This is a genomic window from Ruegeria sp. A4 (assembly GCF_056543025.1).
On sequence record NZ_JBQGAW010000001.1, the window covers coordinates 1,396,674 to 1,412,980 of the forward strand.

Consider the following 16,307-nt stretch of genomic DNA (forward strand, 5'->3'; position numbering starts at 1 on the left):
AATGGCGCAAAAGACGCTTTTGAAGGGGCGTGTTCTGAGTTTCACAGGATCACCCTTCGACGGAGAGCCGACCGAGGCGACCCGGCTGGACGAAGCGGTCGTGATCGAAAACGGGCGAATTGCAGAGGTCGGCACCGCCGACGCGCTGAAAAAAGCCCATCCTGACGCAGTCACGAAGGATCACGGAACGCGCCTGATCATGGCTGGGTTCGTCGATCCGCATGTGCATTATCCACAGACGGCGATGATCGCCAGCTGGGGCAAACGGCTGATCGACTGGCTGAACACCTACACCTTCCCGGAAGAGATGAAGTTCGGCGATTTCGACTATGCGACCGAGATCGCCAACCGGTATCTGGACCTGACGACCGCCCACGGCACCACGACCATGTGCAGTTTTTGCACGATTCACCCTGAAAGCGTGGATGCCTTTTTCACCTCGGCGCAACAGCGTGGGCAGCGCGTCGTCGCCGGCAAGACCTGCATGGACCGGAACGCGCCCGAAGGGCTGCGCGACACTGCGCAGACGGCTTACGACCAATCCGCCGCCCTGCTGGAAAAATGGCATCGCGTCGACCGCTTGTCCTATGCGATCACGCCGCGCTTTTCACCGACCTCGACCCCGGAACAGCTCGAGGCCATGGGCGCGCTTTGGGCCGAGCATCCCCATTGTCTTATGCAAACGCACCTGAGCGAGCAAACGGATGAAATCGAATGGGTTCGATCCCTGTTCCCTGAAGCAAGGGATTATCTGGATACCTACGAGAAATTCGGCCTGTTGGGCCAGAACGGCCTGTATGGCCATGTCATCCATCTGGAAGACCGGGAGCGGGATCGGCTGCGCGAAGTCGATGCCTCTTTGATCCATTGCCCCACGTCGAACACCTTCATCGGATCGGGATTGTTTGACATGAACGGGCTGATCCATGATGGCCACCGGATCGGTCTGGCCACGGATACCGGCGGCGGGTCCAGCTTTTCGATGCTGCGCACCATGGCCGCCGCCTATGAGATCGGCCAATTGCGCGGCCGTCCCCTGCATCCGGCGCAATTGCTGTGGTTGGGCACGGTCGGATCCGCCCGGAGCCTGCGCATGGACGACTGCATCGGAAACATCGCTCAGGGAATGGAGGCGGATCTGGTCGTGATCGACCTCGCCTCGACCCCCGCCATCGCCCAGCGCGAAGCCCATGCAGAAGATGTTTGGGAAGCGATCTTCCCAACCATCATGATGGGCGATGATCGCGCCGTGGCAGAGGTCTGGATCGGCGGACAGCAGGCGACTTAGGCCTGCAACGCCCGGGCAAGCGTGTTCTGGCGTTCGATCACGCGGGGCAGGTCGATGGTCGTTATGTGCCCGTCACGTACGATCTGGCGGCCTTCGACGAACAGGTGTTTCACAGACATCGGCCCCGCCAGAAGCAGCGCCGCCGGATCCCAACTGCCCGCGCTTTCGATGCCGCGGGTATCCCACACCGCAATATCGGCACGTTTTCCGGGCATCAGCCGTCCACAATCGGGACGTCCCAACACATCCGCGCCGCCGCGCGTCGCGATCTCGAGCGCTTCGCGGGCCGACATGGCATCTGCACCATTGGCGACCCGTTGCAGCAACATGGCCTGGCGCGCCTCAAGCATCAGGTTGCCATTGTCATTGCTGGCCGATCCATCGGCGCCGAGGCCGACCTTGACACCCGCATCGCGCATCGCCCGCACCGATGCGATACCCGATCCGAGGCGGCAATTTGAACAGGGGCAATGGGCCACGCCTGTTTCCGAGCGCGAGAACAGATCAATCTCGGCCCCGTCCAGCTTGACGCAATGGGCGTGCCAGACATCCGGGCCGGTCCAGCCCAATTCCTCGGCATATTGCCCCGGGCGGCAGCCGAATTGCGCCTGCGAATAGGCGATATCCTCATCATTCTCGGCCAGATGGGTATGCAGCATCACGCCCTTGTCCCGCGCCAGCAACGCCGCATCGCGCATCAGATCCCGGCTGACGGAAAACGGTGAACACGGGGCAAGGCCAACGCGGCACATGGACCCCTCCGACGGGTTGTGAAACGCATCCACGACACGTACCATGTCGTCCAGAATTGCGGCCTCTTTTTCCACCAGATGGTCCGGCGGCAGGCCCCCGTCGGTCTCGCCGATGCTCATCGCGCCGCGTGTCGGATGAAACCGCATCCCCAGCTCGGACGCGGCCGCGATCGTATCCTCAAGCCGCGCGCCGTTGGGATAGAGGTAAAGGTGATCGGAACTGAGCGTGCACCCCGACAGCGCCAGTTCGGCCAAACCGATCTGGGCCGAGGTGAACATTTCCTCCGGCCCGAAACGCGACCAGATCGGATAGAGCGTTTGCAGCCACCCAAACAGCAACGCATCCTGCCCGCCCGGCACCGCCCGTGTCAGGGTTTGGTAAAGATGATGGTGGGTATTCACCAGGCCGGGCGTCACCAGACAGCCCGAAACATCATGCACCTCACCCTGTGTTTCCAGTCCCTGCCCGATCCGGGCAATCTGCCCGTCGCGGACCAAAATATCGGCCTTGGACAATTCCTGCCGGGACTCGTCCATCGTCAGGATCAGATCAGCATTCTTGAGTAGGATTTCCGTCATATCGCGCTCCTGCATCTGCCCGTCTCATGCAAGAAGTGCGTCGGCCGGTGGAAAACGGGCGCAAGAACCGGCCATCACCGGTTTAGTTGCCTTTGATGCGCCGGGCAACAGAATTCAGAATTGGCGGAGTATCTCAAGCGCCGCGGCGTGAAGGTCAGCGTTTGCCGCAGCCAGGGCCCGGCCGCCTTGATGTGCGGGGCCGCCCTGCCAATCGGTCACGATACCGCCGGCCGCCTGAATAACGGCAATCGGCGCTTGGATATCATAGGAGTTCAAGCCCGCCTCGATCACCAAATCCGCCTGCCCGGCGGCCAGAAGCGCATAGGCATAGCAATCCATTCCATAGCGCGTCAGCTGAACCTGCTCGGACACCGCCTGAAACCCTGCGCGGTCCTTCGGGGTTCCAACTTCGGGGAACGTGGTAAACAAGGTCGCCTGATCCAGCGCCCTGGTATCGCGCGTTTGCATTCTTCTGGTGCCCTGCGGACCGGTCATGTGAGCACCGGAAGACGATCCGACAAAGCGCTCTCCGATATACGGCTGATCGATTACACCCATAAAAGGCCCGTCCTGATCACTCAGCGCAATCAGAACACCCCAGGTTGGCGTGCCGCTGATAAACCCACGGGTCCCATCGATGGGATCCAGTACCCAGGTGCGGCCACTGGTGCCCGTATGCGCGCCGAACTCCTCGCCCAGCACACCGTCATCCGGGCGCCGCCGCGCCAGAACGTCCCGCATCGCCTGTTCAGCGGCCCGATCTGCCACTGTGACCGGGTCGAACCCATCGGCCAGCTTGTTCGTGGTTTCCAGATTTGTTTGACGAAAAAAGGGGAGTATGGCCTCACGCGCAGCTTCGGCCATTTCTTCGGCAATTTCGATATCGCTCTGTGTCGTCGGTTGCATGACCCTGAGGTGCGAGCAATCCGCGACAAAGTCAAGTCAGTCAGGCAACGTCGCTGAGAACCCGCGCCAGCTCGAACAGGCGGCGACGCTGGTTTTCCGGAATCGCATAGTAAGAGCGCACCAGATCCAAAGCCTCTTTGTCACCCATCAGGTCGGCAGGGACGGATTTCTTGTCCGCATCGCCTTTCTGGGCTTCTTCCAGACCTTCGAAGAAAAAGCTGACCGGAACATCCAGCGCCTCGGCGATGTCCCACAAGCGGGATGCGCTGATTCGGTTGGCACCAGTCTCATATTTCTGGATTTGCTGAAACTTGATACCAACTTGCTGCGCCAACTGCTGCTGGGTCATCCCAATCAGCCAGCGGCGATGCCGAACGCGCTTGCCCACATGGACATCGACGTGATGAGTCATTGGTATTCTCCTATACTACACAAACATCTGCACGGGATTTTGCGACGTCCGATATCGCAGTTTTAGAGAGCTCCCCTTAACCGCTCCCTAATACGGACTGTACCGCCCCCCGTTTACAGTACTGATTGTTTATAATGCCGGTTTTGAGATTTTTTTCAAGCTGGTTGAGTCGAATGCCCGTGACAGGGATTTGTGGTTGTATTACCCAAAGCCTTTACAGAACCGTATTCCTGCAACTGAATCCTCCTTCAAAATCGGGGGCCTTTTGCGCCCGCGCAGCAAACGGATTGACTTTTCTGACGGCACACGCGCCTATGTCGGAAACTCTTGAGGAACAATATGCGGGCCTATTGCATTCCATCCGACGGGGCGTCTGCCCAGCTTTGTGACGTGAAAATACCCGAGCCGGGCGAAGGCCAGGTGCGGGTCGCGATAAAAGCTTGCGGCCTGAATTTCGCCGATCTGCTGATGCAGACGGGGGCGTATCAGGACACGCCACCTGCCCCATTCACCCTGGGCATGGAGATCGCCGGTATCGTGGAGACAGTCGGGCCCGGCGTTTCAACGCTCAGCCCAGGCGACCGGATCGCAGTCTATTCCGGTCAGGGTGGGTTGGCCGAGTACGGTGTATTCGACGCGGATCGTGCGATCGTGCTGCCGGACGACACCGGATTCGAAGACGCCGCCGCCATCCAGATCGCTTATGCCACCAGTCACATGGCCCTGGATCACAGGGCACGCCTGCAACCGGGTGAAACCCTTCTGGTCACCGGCGCAGCGGGAGGCGTCGGCCTGACTGCCGTCGAAATCGGCAAACTCATGGGCGCCACGGTCATCGCGCAGGCGCGCGGCGAGAACAAGCTTGCCGTTGCCCGTGCCGCTGGTGCCGATCATCTGATCGATGCTTCCGAAGACCTGCGCGAGCGGGTCAAATCGCTGGGTGGCGCGGATGTCGTCTATGACGTCATCGGCGGGGATGTGTTCAAGGCCGCGTTCAGGGCCACCAATCCCGAAGGGCGTTTGCTGCCCATCGGATTCGCCGGGGGCGACATCCCGCAGATTCCGACCAATCATCTGCTGGTCAAAAACCTGACCGTGATCGGGGTGTATATCGGCGGCTATCTGAAATTCCGCCCCGAAACTGTGCGCAACAGTTTTGACACCCTGTTCAAGTGGCATTCAGAGGGCAGGATAAAACCGCACATCAGTCACGTCCTGCCACTTGAAGATGTCGCGCATGCAATGCAGTTGCTGAAAGAGCGAAAATCAACGGGCAAGATCGTGATCACGCCCTGATCGCGGTCATCCGACCACGGCCCGCAACTGGGTACCGCCCAGCAATCTGAAGTTCTGACGCACCAACTGTGCCAGAGCTTCGACAACCGCATCCCGGCCATGCTCGCCACCGTAGAGGTTGATCATATGCGCAGGTAAATCCGGCAGAGCCCCACCCGAGTCGATCTGTTCAAGATGTGCGGCCTCGGTTCCGTCCAGCATTGCGTGAACCGCAAGATCGGCACTGACCGTGGCTTCTATGGTACGGTCGTTTTCGGTTTCCACGGACAGCTCCCACGGTATTCCGGCCGCATCCAGCGCTGATATGACCTGCGGTCTGAACAAGCAGCGCCGCCCCAGCGCCAGAGGCAACGGGCGCTTGCGCCATGCGGATCCGCCCGGCGCGCCGATCCAGCGCAGCGGCAGCTCTGCGATGGTCTCTGCGCCATCGGCCGAAGACGGTTCGGTCGTCAGGATCACATCACATTCGCCTCGCTTGTACATGTCTTTCAATTGCAGTGAATAGGACGACACCAACTGCACCCTGACTCGGGGAAAATCGGCGTTGAACCGTTGCAGGACCCGGGGGATCACAGGGTAGACGATGTCATGGGGAACGCCCAGAACCACTTCGCCCTCAAAGGCCTGATCGGTGAGTTTTGAGATTACCTCGTCATTCAGGGCAACCATGCGGCGCGCGTAGGCCAGCAGCTGCTCACCGGATGCGGTCAGGGCAATTGTCCTGCCGCTTCGGTCCAGCAACTCCAGGCCCAGCAGCTCCTCCAGCCGCTTGAGTTGCATGGACACCGCAGACTGCGTCAGGTGCAGAAATCCGGCGGCGCGGGTCACACCGCCCTGATCCGCCACCGCCACGAAAGACCGCAGGGTTGTAATGTCCAGATTTCGCATCTTCACGATTCCTTATGCGTTCCATCAAAAATATTCGTTTTTAAAATGTGTCACACTCGCCCATATCAATCAAGGAAATTGATATCAGCCAGTAAAACCATCGAAAATACAGAAAGGACAAGTTATGACGCAACTCGCAATCCATAATCCCTGCAAACCGGCCAAACGCTCCCTGGTGTCCCTGATCTCTCAAGCGTTCGAACTGTCCAGACAGCGGCGAAAGCTGGCACAACTGGATGCCGCCGTGCTGGACGATATCGGAGTCACCCGCGAGGAAGCATCCGCAGAAGCAAAACGCTTTTTCTGGGATGCACCTCAATTCTGGAAAAGGTGACTGTGACTCTCATATTTTTGTGGCGATGGGCGACCTTGAGTCGCCTGTTGGCATTTTTGTTGCGTGTTTTAGTCGGTTTTCGCCCGGAATCTCTTGAAACACAGCCCCTTGTTGCCGATATTTAGATGGAAAACCGCCCCGCTCTGCCGGGGCGCTCTAACTTGACGACTAGGGAGACCCTTTGATGGCACAATTCGACACGATCCGGACGGCATCCGGCGCGCGCGCCGCCGAGATTGATCAGGGCCTGCGCGCCCACATGAACAAAGTCTACGGCACCATGTCCGTCGGCATGCTGATCACGGCACTGGCGGCATGGGCTATTGCCGGTCTGGCAGTAACCAGCGATCCAAGCAACGCGGTTGCTCAGATCGGCGCTGACCGCTATCTGACGAGCTTGGGCGGCGCGCTGTTCCTGTCGCCGCTGAAATGGGTGGTAATGTTCGCTCCGCTGGCCTTCATCTTGTTTGGATGGGGTGCCCTGATGCGCCGTGGCTCAGCCGCGACAGTTCAGCTTGGCTTCTTCGTCTTTGCCGCCGTGATGGGCATCTCGATGAGCTCGATCTTTCTGGTCTTCACGCCCTACTCGATTACCCAGACCTTCCTGGTGACGTCGATCGCCTTTGCTGGCCTCAGCCTGTATGGCTACACCACAAAGCGGAACCTCAGCGGAATGGGCACTTTCCTGATGATGGGTGTGATCGGTCTGCTGGTTGCGATGATCATCAACCTGTTCCTGCAATCCGGCGTGATGATGCTGGCCATCTCGGCCATCGGCATCCTGATCTTTGCCGGTCTGACCGCGTTCTATACGCAGGACATCAAGAACACTTACGTCGCCCACGCTGCACATGGCGATCAGGAATGGCTGGACAAAGCCGCCTTCGACGGCGCGCTGAGCCTGTATATCTCGTTCCTGAACATGTTCCAGTTCCTGCTGATGTTCATGGGTCAGCAAGAATAGGCCTTGCCGACAACCGAATTGGTTCAGGGCCGGTCCACGACCGGCCCTTTTCTTTTGCGCGACGGATTTCTTTTGCCCGGAAATGAAAAACCCCGCCGTCGAGGCGGGGCTTTGAGATACTGGAACGTAATCGGGTTCAGCTACAGTTCAGCGGGATGGCAAAGCCGGAACTTTTCTCGGAGGTTCCTTTGCGGAATACACCGCCAGCTGGCAGACAGCCGGTAAAACGCTCTGTTTCTTCCGCAAAGCCTACACCGATCGAATTGTCGACCTTCACACTGTTCGAACTCGTGCGCAGCACACCAAACAAGGTGCCGTTGACACTGACAGTGCTGAGGAACAAGTTTGTGTCGCTTCCTTGCAGTTGAACAGCCGTGTTTGGCGTCTGCCCGCCATTGTCTATTGCAACCGAAGCCACCTTGGACGGCTCAACCTCATCACTCAAAAGCGTGACTGTCCGCAGTTCCGCCAACTCTGCCGGAACGTTGGTCGCGTCCGGCAGAAAGGCGACGGCACCGGGTACGTCCGAAATCGTGCGCGGTTCGCCATCGATTCCAGTAAACCCGACACCTTCGCGGTTAAACGGGTCTTCACAGGCCGCTAGGGTCAGAACGGCAATTGTGGATAACAAGATTTTTTTCATGGCGGTCAACATTTTGTGGCGGTTTGCTGAAGCGTACTTGCAGGTTCCCACAAAAAGCAAGCCGCAGGGGATGCGATTGTCCCAAATGCTGATGCGCCACTGCAACGGACTGCCGCAGCTTGCCATCCGCTGAAATCAGGAAACCGGAACTGAAAAAGGGCTCTGTACAACAGAGCCCTTTTTCGGAATTCCAAATGGAATGGCAGATTACTTGATCTTGCCTTCCTTGTACTCGACATGCTTGCGAACGACCGGGTCGTATTTACGAATGGTCATTTTCTCAGTCATGGTGCGCGCGTTCTTCTTGGTCACATAGAAGTGGCCCGTGCCCGCGGTCGAGTTCAGACGGATCTTGATTGTCGTCGGCTTCGCCATGGTTATCTCCTGCGTCCGAAAAGGCAGGGGCCTTTCGGTTGAATTCCTATGAGCGTGCGCTTTTACGCGCTGCACCGCCTATGTCAAGGCCAATCGGATGATACAGGCACAGGAATCTCGTGCAGGTTCAACTAGGCAGGGTTGGCGCGCCCATATACGTGTGAATCTGGTCTCTATCCGCGTCGGAAAGACCCAGAGCGGTGGACAATTGCCGCAGGTAAGATGCCTCGCGCGCGTTGTCCAGACGGATCGCAGCCAGGGAAGTTGCATAGATCTGCGTCTTGAGCGGCGCACCAGAATCAGCCGCCAACCCCATGACGTCAATCGGTGCGTTCAGCTGCTCTTGCACGAACGCGCGCTCTTCCTCGCTGACATCATCGCCCAATTCACCCAGGATGATTTCTTTTTCCTGTTCGTCCAGTTCGCCATCTGCCTTGGCAGCCTGAATCATTGCGCGCAGCATGAGTTTTGCCTGCTCTTCCATCGCTGCACCCGCGGGCGTGCCGCCGAACACGGTTTCCATCATGTCACCTGTGTGTTGATTGGCAGTTTTGGCGGCCCCTTGCATGGCGTTCAACAACCCACCCAAACCAGCGGCTCCGGCTGTGCTGCCGCCAACCCCCATCTTGCTCATCATGTCCTGCAAGCCTGACGCGCCACCGGGCAGGCCAAATTGTTCTGCCATTTTGCCCAGCTGATCCGCGCCAAAACCACCGCCGGCGCCTTGCATCATGTCTTGCAGCCCAGCCATGCCGCCCATCTTCTGATATTTTTCCATGCCCTTGGCCGCAGCAAAACCAATGGCCACGGACGCCAGTGTTTTCATAAAGCTCATAATCAACCTCCCATATCTTCAAATTGGTTCCGAAAGTCTAACAGCCGAATGCAATCCCGAATACCGTGCTCAACCTGAACGCGACCGGCCCATAGCCCGGCACATGATAAAGCCCAAAGAAGGCATTTAATTTGCGGTCTTGTTTGTACATATCACGGATTCGTGATAGGTTCGCCCATCCAAGAAGCCGAATTCAGGCTCGAAGGCCGAGGCAGCGTGAATGGGGTCAACCTGCAACGAGCAGAGCTGTTTTATGCGACTTTTCTTGGGGGGCTATCATGACAGAATGGGCTATTCAGGCCGAAGAACTGGCCAATTGCAATTGCAACTTCGGTTGCCCGTGTCAGTTCAGCGTACTGCCGTCACACGGCAATTGCGAGGCGGTTGTGGTCTTTGACATTCAAAGCGGTCACTACGGTGACACTGATCTGGGCGGTCTTCGGGCGGCAGGGGTCTATCATTGGCCGGGACCAATTCATGAGGGCAACGGTCAGATGCAGCTGATCATTGATGAAAGTGCAACAGCTGAACAGCGTGCCGCGTTGCAAGCGATCATGACCGGTCAGGATACGGATGAAATGGCCACGTTCTGGTATGTCTTCAGCGCCATGGCGCCTTTGAAACATGAAACTCTGTTTGTTCCGATTGAACTGGACTGGAACCGCGAAGAACGCAGCGGATACGCCAAAGTTGCCGGAGTTTTTGATGTTGAGGTCAATCCGATCCCTCATATCGTATCGGGCGCGCCTCACCGCGCGTCGATACAGTTGCCAAACGGCTTTGAATACCGCCATGCCGAAGCGGCATCAGGCAGTGCGACTACGACGGGTGGTCAGATCCAGCTGACCTTTGACGCAACCCATGCTCATCTGGCGCATCTGAACATCTCGGGCCATGGCGTCTTGGGCGCATAAGCAGAGAACACCCATGACCAAACAGAACGCATCGCCCCAGGGCGGGACGGTTGAGTGGTTGCTGAGACAGGACAGCGCGATTGTTCTGGGAAGTGTCCTTCTGATCATCCTCGGTGCAACCTGGTACACGATAGCCGGCGTCGGGATGAACATGTCCGCGGTCGAGATGACCCGGATGGCCGGCCCGGTCGGCGACCCCATGCAAATGGGCCCGGCAGCAGCGTGGAGCGCAAGCTATGCCTTGCTGATCTTTCTGATGTGGTGGATCATGATGATCGCCATGATGACTCCAAGCGCTGCGCCTGCCGTTCTTCTGTTTATCGCGGTCAAGCGGACAGGGCCTGAAACGCATCGGACGGTTGCGTTCAGCCTGTGGTTTTTATCCGGCTATCTGGTGGCCTGGGGGGCGTTCAGCCTGATTGCAACCGCATTGCAATGGGGGTTGGAACAAATCGGGTTGTCCGACGGACCGATGATGACAATCAGTTCGGGTGTCTTCGCAGGAAGCGTTCTGCTGGCGGCTGGCGCCTATCAGTTTTCAGCTTTGAAAAACGCATGCCTGCGCCACTGTCAGAGCCCCGCACGTTTCCTGGCCAATCACAACCGGCCCGGAACATTCGGTGCATTCCGCACCGGTATCCTGCACGGCACGTATTGTCTGGGGTGCTGCTGGGCACTGATGCTGCTGCTTTTCGTCGGAGGGATCATGAACCTCTACTGGATTGTTGGAATTGCCGCCTATGTCGCGCTGGAAAAACTTTTGCCCGGGGCCCGGTGGCTTGTGCCGGTAACAGGTTTTGCGCTGATTGGCGCTGGCCTTTGGTTCATCACGGCGCCGTTGTTTTCCGGCCCCTGATTTTGAACGGCCCCGGGGTCGGCTGACTTGAAGACCCAAAAACGATTTGACGCAACAGGAGGTATCAATGCCCATTTTCATTACTTACGCATCTTACTCACAAGCCGGTGTCAAAGGCATGTTGCAAAAGCCCGAGAACCGTACCGGTCCGGTGAAGGCTCTGCTGGAAAAAGTAGGCGGCAGGCTGCTGTCCTTTTACATGACGACCGGCAGCAACGACGTGGTTGTGATCAGCGAAGCCCCAGATGGGACAGACGCCGTGGCCGTTGGCATGGCTGTCGCCGCGTCGGGTGCAGTGACGAACATCGAAACCGTTCGCGCCTGGACCGCGGACGAGTTCACGTCGATAACCGAGAAAGCGGCGGCGCTGACCGGTTCCTACACGCCGCCCGGAGGATAGGCGAAGACGCGCGGAGGGCCTGTAAGCCGGATCTTGTTCCGGGGTCGCCCCCTTCGATGACCATTCCTCTAGGCCGTGCATTGCTGCGCGGCTCAAGCTGCCAACCCGGTCCCTCTCGGCCAAGACGGGCTTAGCGGCGGTATCGGCTTGCGCCGACCGGCCCGCGCGGGGACCCTATTTGGCATTGCTCCCGGTGGGGCTTGCCGTGCCGCCCCTGTTGCCAGGGGCGCGGTGGGCTCTTACCCCACCGTTTCACCCTTACCCTGAACCAAGGTTCCGGGCGGTCTGATTTCTGTGGCGCTTTCCGTCGGGTTGCCCCGCCCGGGCGTTACCCGGCACCGTTGTCTTGTGGAGTCCGGACTTTCCTCTCGGGCCTTGCGACCCCAGCGGCCATCCGGCCCTCCGCGCGTGGGTTGGGTAGGCTCTGCGGTCGGCGGCGTCAAGGGTGGATGGTACAGAGAAGGGGCCAGCCCCTTCTTGGCCTGCGGCCAATTCAACCCCGGGATATTTTCAGCCAGATGAAGTGCGGATCAGGAGTGCGGGATCAACGGTGCAAGGTCGGCTTGCTGCAAAGGCCCCCTGCCCCATGGGCGGTATCGAAGGCGGACGGCATGCAACAGCGTATCATCGTCTACATCAGCGCTGAAACCGGCAGCCTGAGCCAGATTTCGGAACTGGCCCTTTGATGCAGTTTGCGGACCAGCGGCATATCCGCGGGGCGTGGCCAGCAAGTTGCGCTCGAGCCGCAACCAGTCAAATCGCGGACCGGGGTCAAATTTGCGCCCAGGCGCCATGTCCGAATGGCCGATAACACCGTTTGGCAAGATGGCCCAACGGTGCATTATCTGGCGCAACAGCTGTTCCAGCCGATGCATCTGGGGTTCGGGGAACGGATGCTTGCCGGCGTTGTCCAGCTCGATGCCTATGGAACGAGAGTTGATGTCGGTCTGACCGTGCCATTCTCCGGCACCCGCGTGCCAGGCCCGGTCTTCTTCGCGCACCATCTGCCACAGCGTGCCATCATTGCCGATCAGGTAATGGGCCGAGACCTCGGCCTTTGGGTCGCACAGACGATCCAAAGCCGCCTGAGCGCTGTCCATCGCCGTGTAATGGATCACGATCAAGGATGGTGTCAGACCATCTCGGCGCTCACCAAAATTGGGTGACGGATGCCAGATCGGGTTCAGGGGGTCAGTTGCTGACGGCACTGCGGAACGGGCTCGGGTCCCAGCCACACGCATAGCCATCCCCATCCGGGTCCAGACCTTTGCGGTCGCGCTGGGGGCCGCCATTGGACAGAAACTCGATCTGAGCCTGATCAGGGGATGGGAATTGCGCGCAGTTCCTCTGAGCCTTGGCCTGAAGGTTGAAACCGGACCGGCTGTAAAGTTGCACACCTACCGGATTGGACGTGCTCAGCGCGTATTGCACAATGTTTGTCTGGCCGCTCGCCGTGCGCTCGGGCACTGCCGTCGGGGCCACGAGTTCATACGTCTGGCGGTTCTGCTCGATCCGGGCGGCGTCGGATTCGATGCTGCGGCGTTCGGACACGGCGGCAAAATCCTGTTCATCCGAAATCGCGCCAGTGTTCGCCACGGGAACCGCCGTAACCGCGGCTGGGTTTTGGCCAGATGTGCTGGCCAATGCCGCCGCGGTCTGGTTGGCGATATCCGCGTTTTCACCCGTGGCAACAGGCGCCGTACCCGGGGCGCCCAGCGGTTGTTGTGAAACTTCGACCGGGGCCAGCAGAGGGTTGCCGGCCACGCCCTGACCTGCCAATTGAGCCTCGCGCTGCGCCTGGTATTCAGGCGTGTTGAAACCCGTGCTGGTCAGCGGCGCGACATCCGTGCACGCCGCTGCCAGTGCAAGAGCGGGGACCAAAAGCAAAACGCGCATTGTTTGGCTCCGTGTCTAGTGCTTCAGTTGCCCGAGGCTTACCACCATTTCCCGGGCTTGGCCACAAAACCGGCCGCGTTTTCCAGCGCATAGGCGGTATTGAGCAGGTCGCCTTCTTCCCAAGGACGCCCGATCAGCTGCAATCCCAGCGGAAGACCTTGTGTGTCCAGGCCTGCGGGGACCGAGATACCGGGCAGTCCGGCCAGGTTCACGGTCACGGTGAAGACATCGTTCAAATACATTTGAACAGGATCTGCTTCGGTCATTTCGCCCAGACCGAAGGCCGCCGATGGGGTTGCCGGGGTCAGGATGGCGTCGACACCGGCCGCGAACACGTCTTCGAAGTCTTTCTTGATCAGCGTGCGCACCTTGCGGGCACGATTGTAATAGGCGTCGTAGAATCCAGCCGACAAAACATAGGTGCCGACCATGACCCGGCGCTGCACTTCGTGGCCAAAGCCCTCGGCGCGGGTCTTTTCGTACATCTCGGTGATGCCATCCCCCTGCGCCAACTGTGCACGATGCCCATAGCGGACACCGTCATAGCGGGCGAGGTTCGAGGACGCCTCGGCCGGGGCGATCACATAGTAGGCAGGCAGCGCATACTTGGTGTGCGGCAGCGAGATATCGACGATCTCGGCCCCCGCATCCTTCAGCATCGCGGCACCATCGGCCCAGAGCTTTTCGATCTCGGCGGGCATGCCGTCCATGCGGTATTCCTTGGGGATACCGATCTTCTTGCCCTTGATGTCGCCAGTCAGCATCGCTTCGAAATTCGGAACGGCCAGATCCGCACTGGTCGAATCCTTGGCGTCATGGCCGCACATGGTTTCCAGCATGATCGCGGCGTCGCGGACATTCTTGGTCATCGGACCGGCCTGATCCAGCGAGGACGCAAACGCCACAATGCCCCAGCGCGAACAACGACCATAGGTCGGCTTGATGCCGGTGATGCCGACAAAAGCCGCGGGCTGGCGGATGGAACCGCCGGTATCGGTACCCGTTGCTGCCAGGCACAGGTCAGCGGCCACAGCGGACGCGGACCCGCCGGACGAACCGCCCGGCGTCAGCTGCGCATCATCGTTGCCCCGACGCCACGGGCTGACCGCGTTGCCATAGACCGATGTTTCGTTGGACGAGCCCATGGCGAATTCGTCCATGTTCAGCTTGCCCAGCATGACTGCGCCTGCGTCGGCCAGTTGCTGTGACACGGTGGATTCGTATTCCGGCTTGAAGCCTTCAAGAATGCCCGACGCGGCTTGTGACGGCACGCCCTTGGTGCAGAACAGGTCCTTGATGCCGATCGGCAGGCCACACATTGACGGAGCGTCCCCGCCCTTGATCCGTTCATCCGCGGCCTTGGCGCGCTCCATCGCGATCTCGGGCGTCTTGTGGACGAATGCGTTCAGCGCATCTGCTTCATCAATGGCTTTCAAGCAGGCTTCTGTCAGCTCAACAGAGGTGACGTCGCCGGCTCGCAACGCGTCGCGGGCCTCGGCCAGGCCCAATTTGTTCAGATCGCTCATGTCTTACTCCACCACTTTGGGGACTGCGAAGAACCCTTCGCGGGCGTCGGGGGCGTTGGCCAGAATCTTGTCCTGCTGATTGCCATCGGTGACTTCGTCCTGACGGCGCTTGAGGCGCATGGGTGTGACCGAAACCATCGGCTCGACACCTTCCACATCCACTTCGTTCAGCTGTTCGATGAACCCAAGGATGGTGTTGAACTCGGATGCCAGCGCCGGCAGCGCGTCATCCTCGACCTTGATCCGGGCCAGTTTGGCCACTTTGGCGGCGGTGCTTTGGTCAATCGACATCGGCTTCCCTCATCTATGTTAGGGGGCGTTTACCCGTCTGTAGCGGCAGTCGCAAGACCGGGCTGCCTTGGGCAGGTCCGAGTTTGGAACTCCCCCCTTTTCTGAGGCTATTCAAAACTGAATGACTGGTATGCAAAAAAGTAAACCGAGTAGTTCATTATCGATCTTGAAAACTAAACTGTACTGTTCATTTTATTTATGCGACATAACGCAAACCGGAGAAAAAACATGAAACCCCTGATTACAGCCGCAGTCTTGTCCGCCACGATTTTGGCCGCACCGGCCATGGCTTTGGGTATCGACACAAGCAACCTGACACGCACGTTGACCTTCCCGTCCCCTATCACGGAACCGGTCACGCAGGATCAGGTCAAACCTGCCAAGTAACGCGCAGGTCCAAGCCGGGTCAGATATCCCCTCTCTGACCCGGCTGTTTTGCATTTTCGAGGATGCACATCCCAGAGTAAGCCGCTAGCATGACGTCGAATACAGAACAGAACTGCGCCAAGGTTTCGTAGTTCAGGCAAGCCAGTGGAGCAGATGATGAGCGCGCAAAAACAAGCGGTTCTGGACGCAATCGACGCAGCCAATGCAAATGACCCCAACCAAGACGAGGGCCGCCCCGCGGCGCTGTTGTATGGCGAACGCATGAGTGCCGAGCTGGGCCGCCTGTTTCCGGACGCTTCTGACGCCCTTCAAATCGCCGCGCGCGGGCAGCATGTGGAACGTTGGAAACTTGCCCGCAGTGAATATCCCGAAGGCCGGGTTGGATATCTGTCATGGCGCAAGGCGCAGGGCGAACACCATGCCGACGTGGTCATGGGGTTGATGACCCGCGAAGGTTACGATTCAGAACAGGTCGAGGCCGCAGGGCGCATGTTGCGCAAACAGGGCATCAAGCGGGACGCGGAAGTGCAGGCGTTGGAAGACGTGATCTGCTTTGTGTTTCTGAAATGGTATTTCCAGCCCTTTGCCGCAAAACACTCGGCCGAGAAAATCCAGAGCATCGTTGAAAAAACCGCCCGCAAGATGTCGCCCGAAGGCCGCGCTCGGGTGTTGAACGAATTTGATCTGCCCGACCATCTGGCCGCAGCCTTTCAGAACTAGAATCGGACCACGGCGGTTTCGTTGACCTCCTTGTCACGAGGCTCG

At 59.0% G+C, this 16,307-nt stretch carries 20 protein-coding genes and 1 other RNA gene; 9 read left to right on the top strand and 12 right to left on the bottom strand.

What is annotated here, in order from left to right; translation table 11 throughout:
• Position 1: 1 nt before the first annotated feature.
• Positions 2-1,288 carry a guanine deaminase gene (gene guaD / locus ACR0E2_RS06945; protein ID WP_480445820.1) on the top strand — a complete coding sequence of 429 codons (1,287 nt, stop codon included), beginning with the start codon at positions 2-4 and terminating at the stop codon, positions 1,286-1,288.
• On the opposite strand, the gene ACR0E2_RS06950 is transcribed toward guaD, so the two are convergent.
• The 3 genes from ACR0E2_RS06950 to ACR0E2_RS06960 form a co-directional block, all read right to left on the bottom strand.
• Positions 1,285-2,619, bottom strand: a complete 1,335-nt coding sequence (locus ACR0E2_RS06950) for an 8-oxoguanine deaminase (RefSeq protein WP_480445822.1) — start codon at positions 2,617-2,619, stop codon at positions 1,285-1,287. The genes guaD and ACR0E2_RS06950 overlap by 4 nt on opposite strands.
• A 114-nt stretch (positions 2,620-2,733) precedes the next feature.
• Positions 2,734-3,525, bottom strand: a complete 792-nt coding sequence (hisN, locus tag ACR0E2_RS06955; RefSeq protein WP_171205361.1) for a histidinol-phosphatase — start codon at positions 3,523-3,525, stop codon at positions 2,734-2,736.
• A gap of 40 nt (positions 3,526-3,565) precedes the next feature.
• Positions 3,566-3,937 carry a helix-turn-helix domain-containing protein gene (locus ACR0E2_RS06960; protein WP_152458749.1) on the bottom strand — a complete coding sequence of 124 codons (372 nt, stop codon included), beginning with the start codon at positions 3,935-3,937 and terminating at the stop codon, positions 3,566-3,568.
• A 339-nt stretch (positions 3,938-4,276) separates the two neighbouring features.
• Between ACR0E2_RS06960 and ACR0E2_RS06965 the strand changes: the two genes are divergently transcribed.
• Positions 4,277-5,233 carry an NADPH:quinone oxidoreductase family protein gene (locus tag ACR0E2_RS06965; RefSeq protein ID WP_480445823.1) on the top strand — a complete coding sequence of 319 codons (957 nt, stop codon included), beginning with the start codon at positions 4,277-4,279 and terminating at the stop codon, positions 5,231-5,233.
• A gap of 6 nt (positions 5,234-5,239) precedes the next feature.
• Here the strand turns inward: ACR0E2_RS06965 and ACR0E2_RS06970 are convergent, their stop codons facing one another.
• Complete coding sequence (locus ACR0E2_RS06970; protein ID WP_480445825.1) at positions 5,240-6,121, bottom strand: LysR family transcriptional regulator; 882 nt, start codon at positions 6,119-6,121, stop codon at positions 5,240-5,242.
• Between the two features lie 124 nt (positions 6,122-6,245).
• Here ACR0E2_RS06970 and ACR0E2_RS06975 point away from each other — a divergent pair, with 124 nt between their 5' ends.
• Complete coding sequence (locus ACR0E2_RS06975) at positions 6,246-6,455, top strand: DUF1127 domain-containing protein (RefSeq protein WP_171630833.1); 210 nt, start codon at positions 6,246-6,248, stop codon at positions 6,453-6,455.
• 184 nt (positions 6,456-6,639) lie between these two features.
• Positions 6,640-7,419: a Bax inhibitor-1/YccA family protein gene (locus ACR0E2_RS06980; protein WP_171114763.1), complete on the top strand. Its 780-nt coding sequence runs from the start codon at positions 6,640-6,642 to the stop codon at positions 7,417-7,419.
• 136 nt (positions 7,420-7,555) lie between these two features.
• On the opposite strand, the gene ACR0E2_RS06985 is transcribed toward ACR0E2_RS06980, so the two are convergent.
• The 3 genes from ACR0E2_RS06985 to ACR0E2_RS06995 form a co-directional block, all read right to left on the bottom strand.
• Entirely contained in the window at positions 7,556-8,062 is a 507-nt protein-coding gene (locus tag ACR0E2_RS06985) for a hypothetical protein (RefSeq protein ID WP_171167102.1), read from the bottom strand.
• Positions 8,063-8,269: 207 nt separating this feature from the next.
• Complete coding sequence (gene rpmG / locus ACR0E2_RS06990) at positions 8,270-8,437, bottom strand: 50S ribosomal protein L33 (RefSeq protein ID WP_037309480.1); 168 nt, start codon at positions 8,435-8,437, stop codon at positions 8,270-8,272.
• A 127-nt stretch (positions 8,438-8,564) separates the two neighbouring features.
• On the bottom strand, positions 8,565-9,272 hold the full coding sequence (locus tag ACR0E2_RS06995; protein ID WP_480445828.1) for a DUF533 domain-containing protein: 708 nt from the start codon (positions 9,270-9,272) through the stop codon (positions 8,565-8,567).
• Positions 9,273-9,550: 278 nt separating this feature from the next.
• Between ACR0E2_RS06995 and ACR0E2_RS07000 the strand changes: the two genes are divergently transcribed.
• The 3 genes from ACR0E2_RS07000 (at position 9,551) to ACR0E2_RS07010 (ending at position 11,442) form a co-directional block, all read left to right on the top strand.
• Positions 9,551-10,186, top strand: coding sequence for a DUF1326 domain-containing protein (locus ACR0E2_RS07000; RefSeq protein ID WP_480445829.1), 636 nt, complete (start codon positions 9,551-9,553; stop codon positions 10,184-10,186).
• A 13-nt stretch (positions 10,187-10,199) separates the two neighbouring features.
• Positions 10,200-11,042, top strand: a complete 843-nt coding sequence (locus ACR0E2_RS07005; protein WP_480445831.1) for a DUF2182 domain-containing protein — start codon at positions 10,200-10,202, stop codon at positions 11,040-11,042.
• Positions 11,043-11,109: 67 nt separating this feature from the next.
• Positions 11,110-11,442, top strand: coding sequence for a GYD domain-containing protein (locus ACR0E2_RS07010; protein ID WP_152458759.1), 333 nt, complete (start codon positions 11,110-11,112; stop codon positions 11,440-11,442).
• 6 nt (positions 11,443-11,448) lie between these two features.
• On the opposite strand, the gene rnpB is transcribed toward ACR0E2_RS07010, so the two are convergent.
• The 5 genes from rnpB to gatC form a co-directional block, all read right to left on the bottom strand.
• Positions 11,449-11,848: RNase P RNA component class A (rnpB, locus tag ACR0E2_RS07015), an RNA gene on the bottom strand.
• 124 nt (positions 11,849-11,972) lie between these two features.
• The gene (locus tag ACR0E2_RS07020; protein ID WP_253283897.1) at positions 11,973-12,683 is read right to left on the bottom strand and encodes an N-acetylmuramoyl-L-alanine amidase; all 711 of its coding nucleotides are present in this window, start codon (positions 12,681-12,683) and stop codon (positions 11,973-11,975) included.
• Entirely contained in the window at positions 12,634-13,338 is a 705-nt protein-coding gene (locus ACR0E2_RS07025) for a hypothetical protein (protein WP_171231193.1), read from the bottom strand. The genes ACR0E2_RS07020 and ACR0E2_RS07025 overlap by 50 nt, the downstream gene beginning before the upstream one ends.
• Before the next feature lie 38 nt (positions 13,339-13,376).
• A complete protein-coding gene (gene gatA, locus ACR0E2_RS07030) occupies positions 13,377-14,864 on the bottom strand; it encodes an Asp-tRNA(Asn)/Glu-tRNA(Gln) amidotransferase subunit GatA (RefSeq protein WP_171227828.1) in 1,488 nt (495 codons plus the stop codon).
• A 3-nt stretch (positions 14,865-14,867) separates the two neighbouring features.
• Complete coding sequence (gatC, locus tag ACR0E2_RS07035) at positions 14,868-15,155, bottom strand: Asp-tRNA(Asn)/Glu-tRNA(Gln) amidotransferase subunit GatC (protein ID WP_117868236.1); 288 nt, start codon at positions 15,153-15,155, stop codon at positions 14,868-14,870.
• Between the two features lie 228 nt (positions 15,156-15,383).
• Between gatC and ACR0E2_RS07040 the strand changes: the two genes are divergently transcribed.
• Both ACR0E2_RS07040 and ACR0E2_RS07045 read left to right on the top strand, forming a co-directional pair.
• Positions 15,384-15,542, top strand: coding sequence for a hypothetical protein (locus ACR0E2_RS07040; RefSeq protein WP_171167089.1), 159 nt, complete (start codon positions 15,384-15,386; stop codon positions 15,540-15,542).
• A 156-nt stretch (positions 15,543-15,698) separates the two neighbouring features.
• On the top strand, positions 15,699-16,262 hold the full coding sequence (locus ACR0E2_RS07045; RefSeq protein ID WP_171231191.1) for a DUF4202 domain-containing protein: 564 nt from the start codon (positions 15,699-15,701) through the stop codon (positions 16,260-16,262).
• The last annotated feature ends 45 nt before the right edge of the window (positions 16,263-16,307 follow it).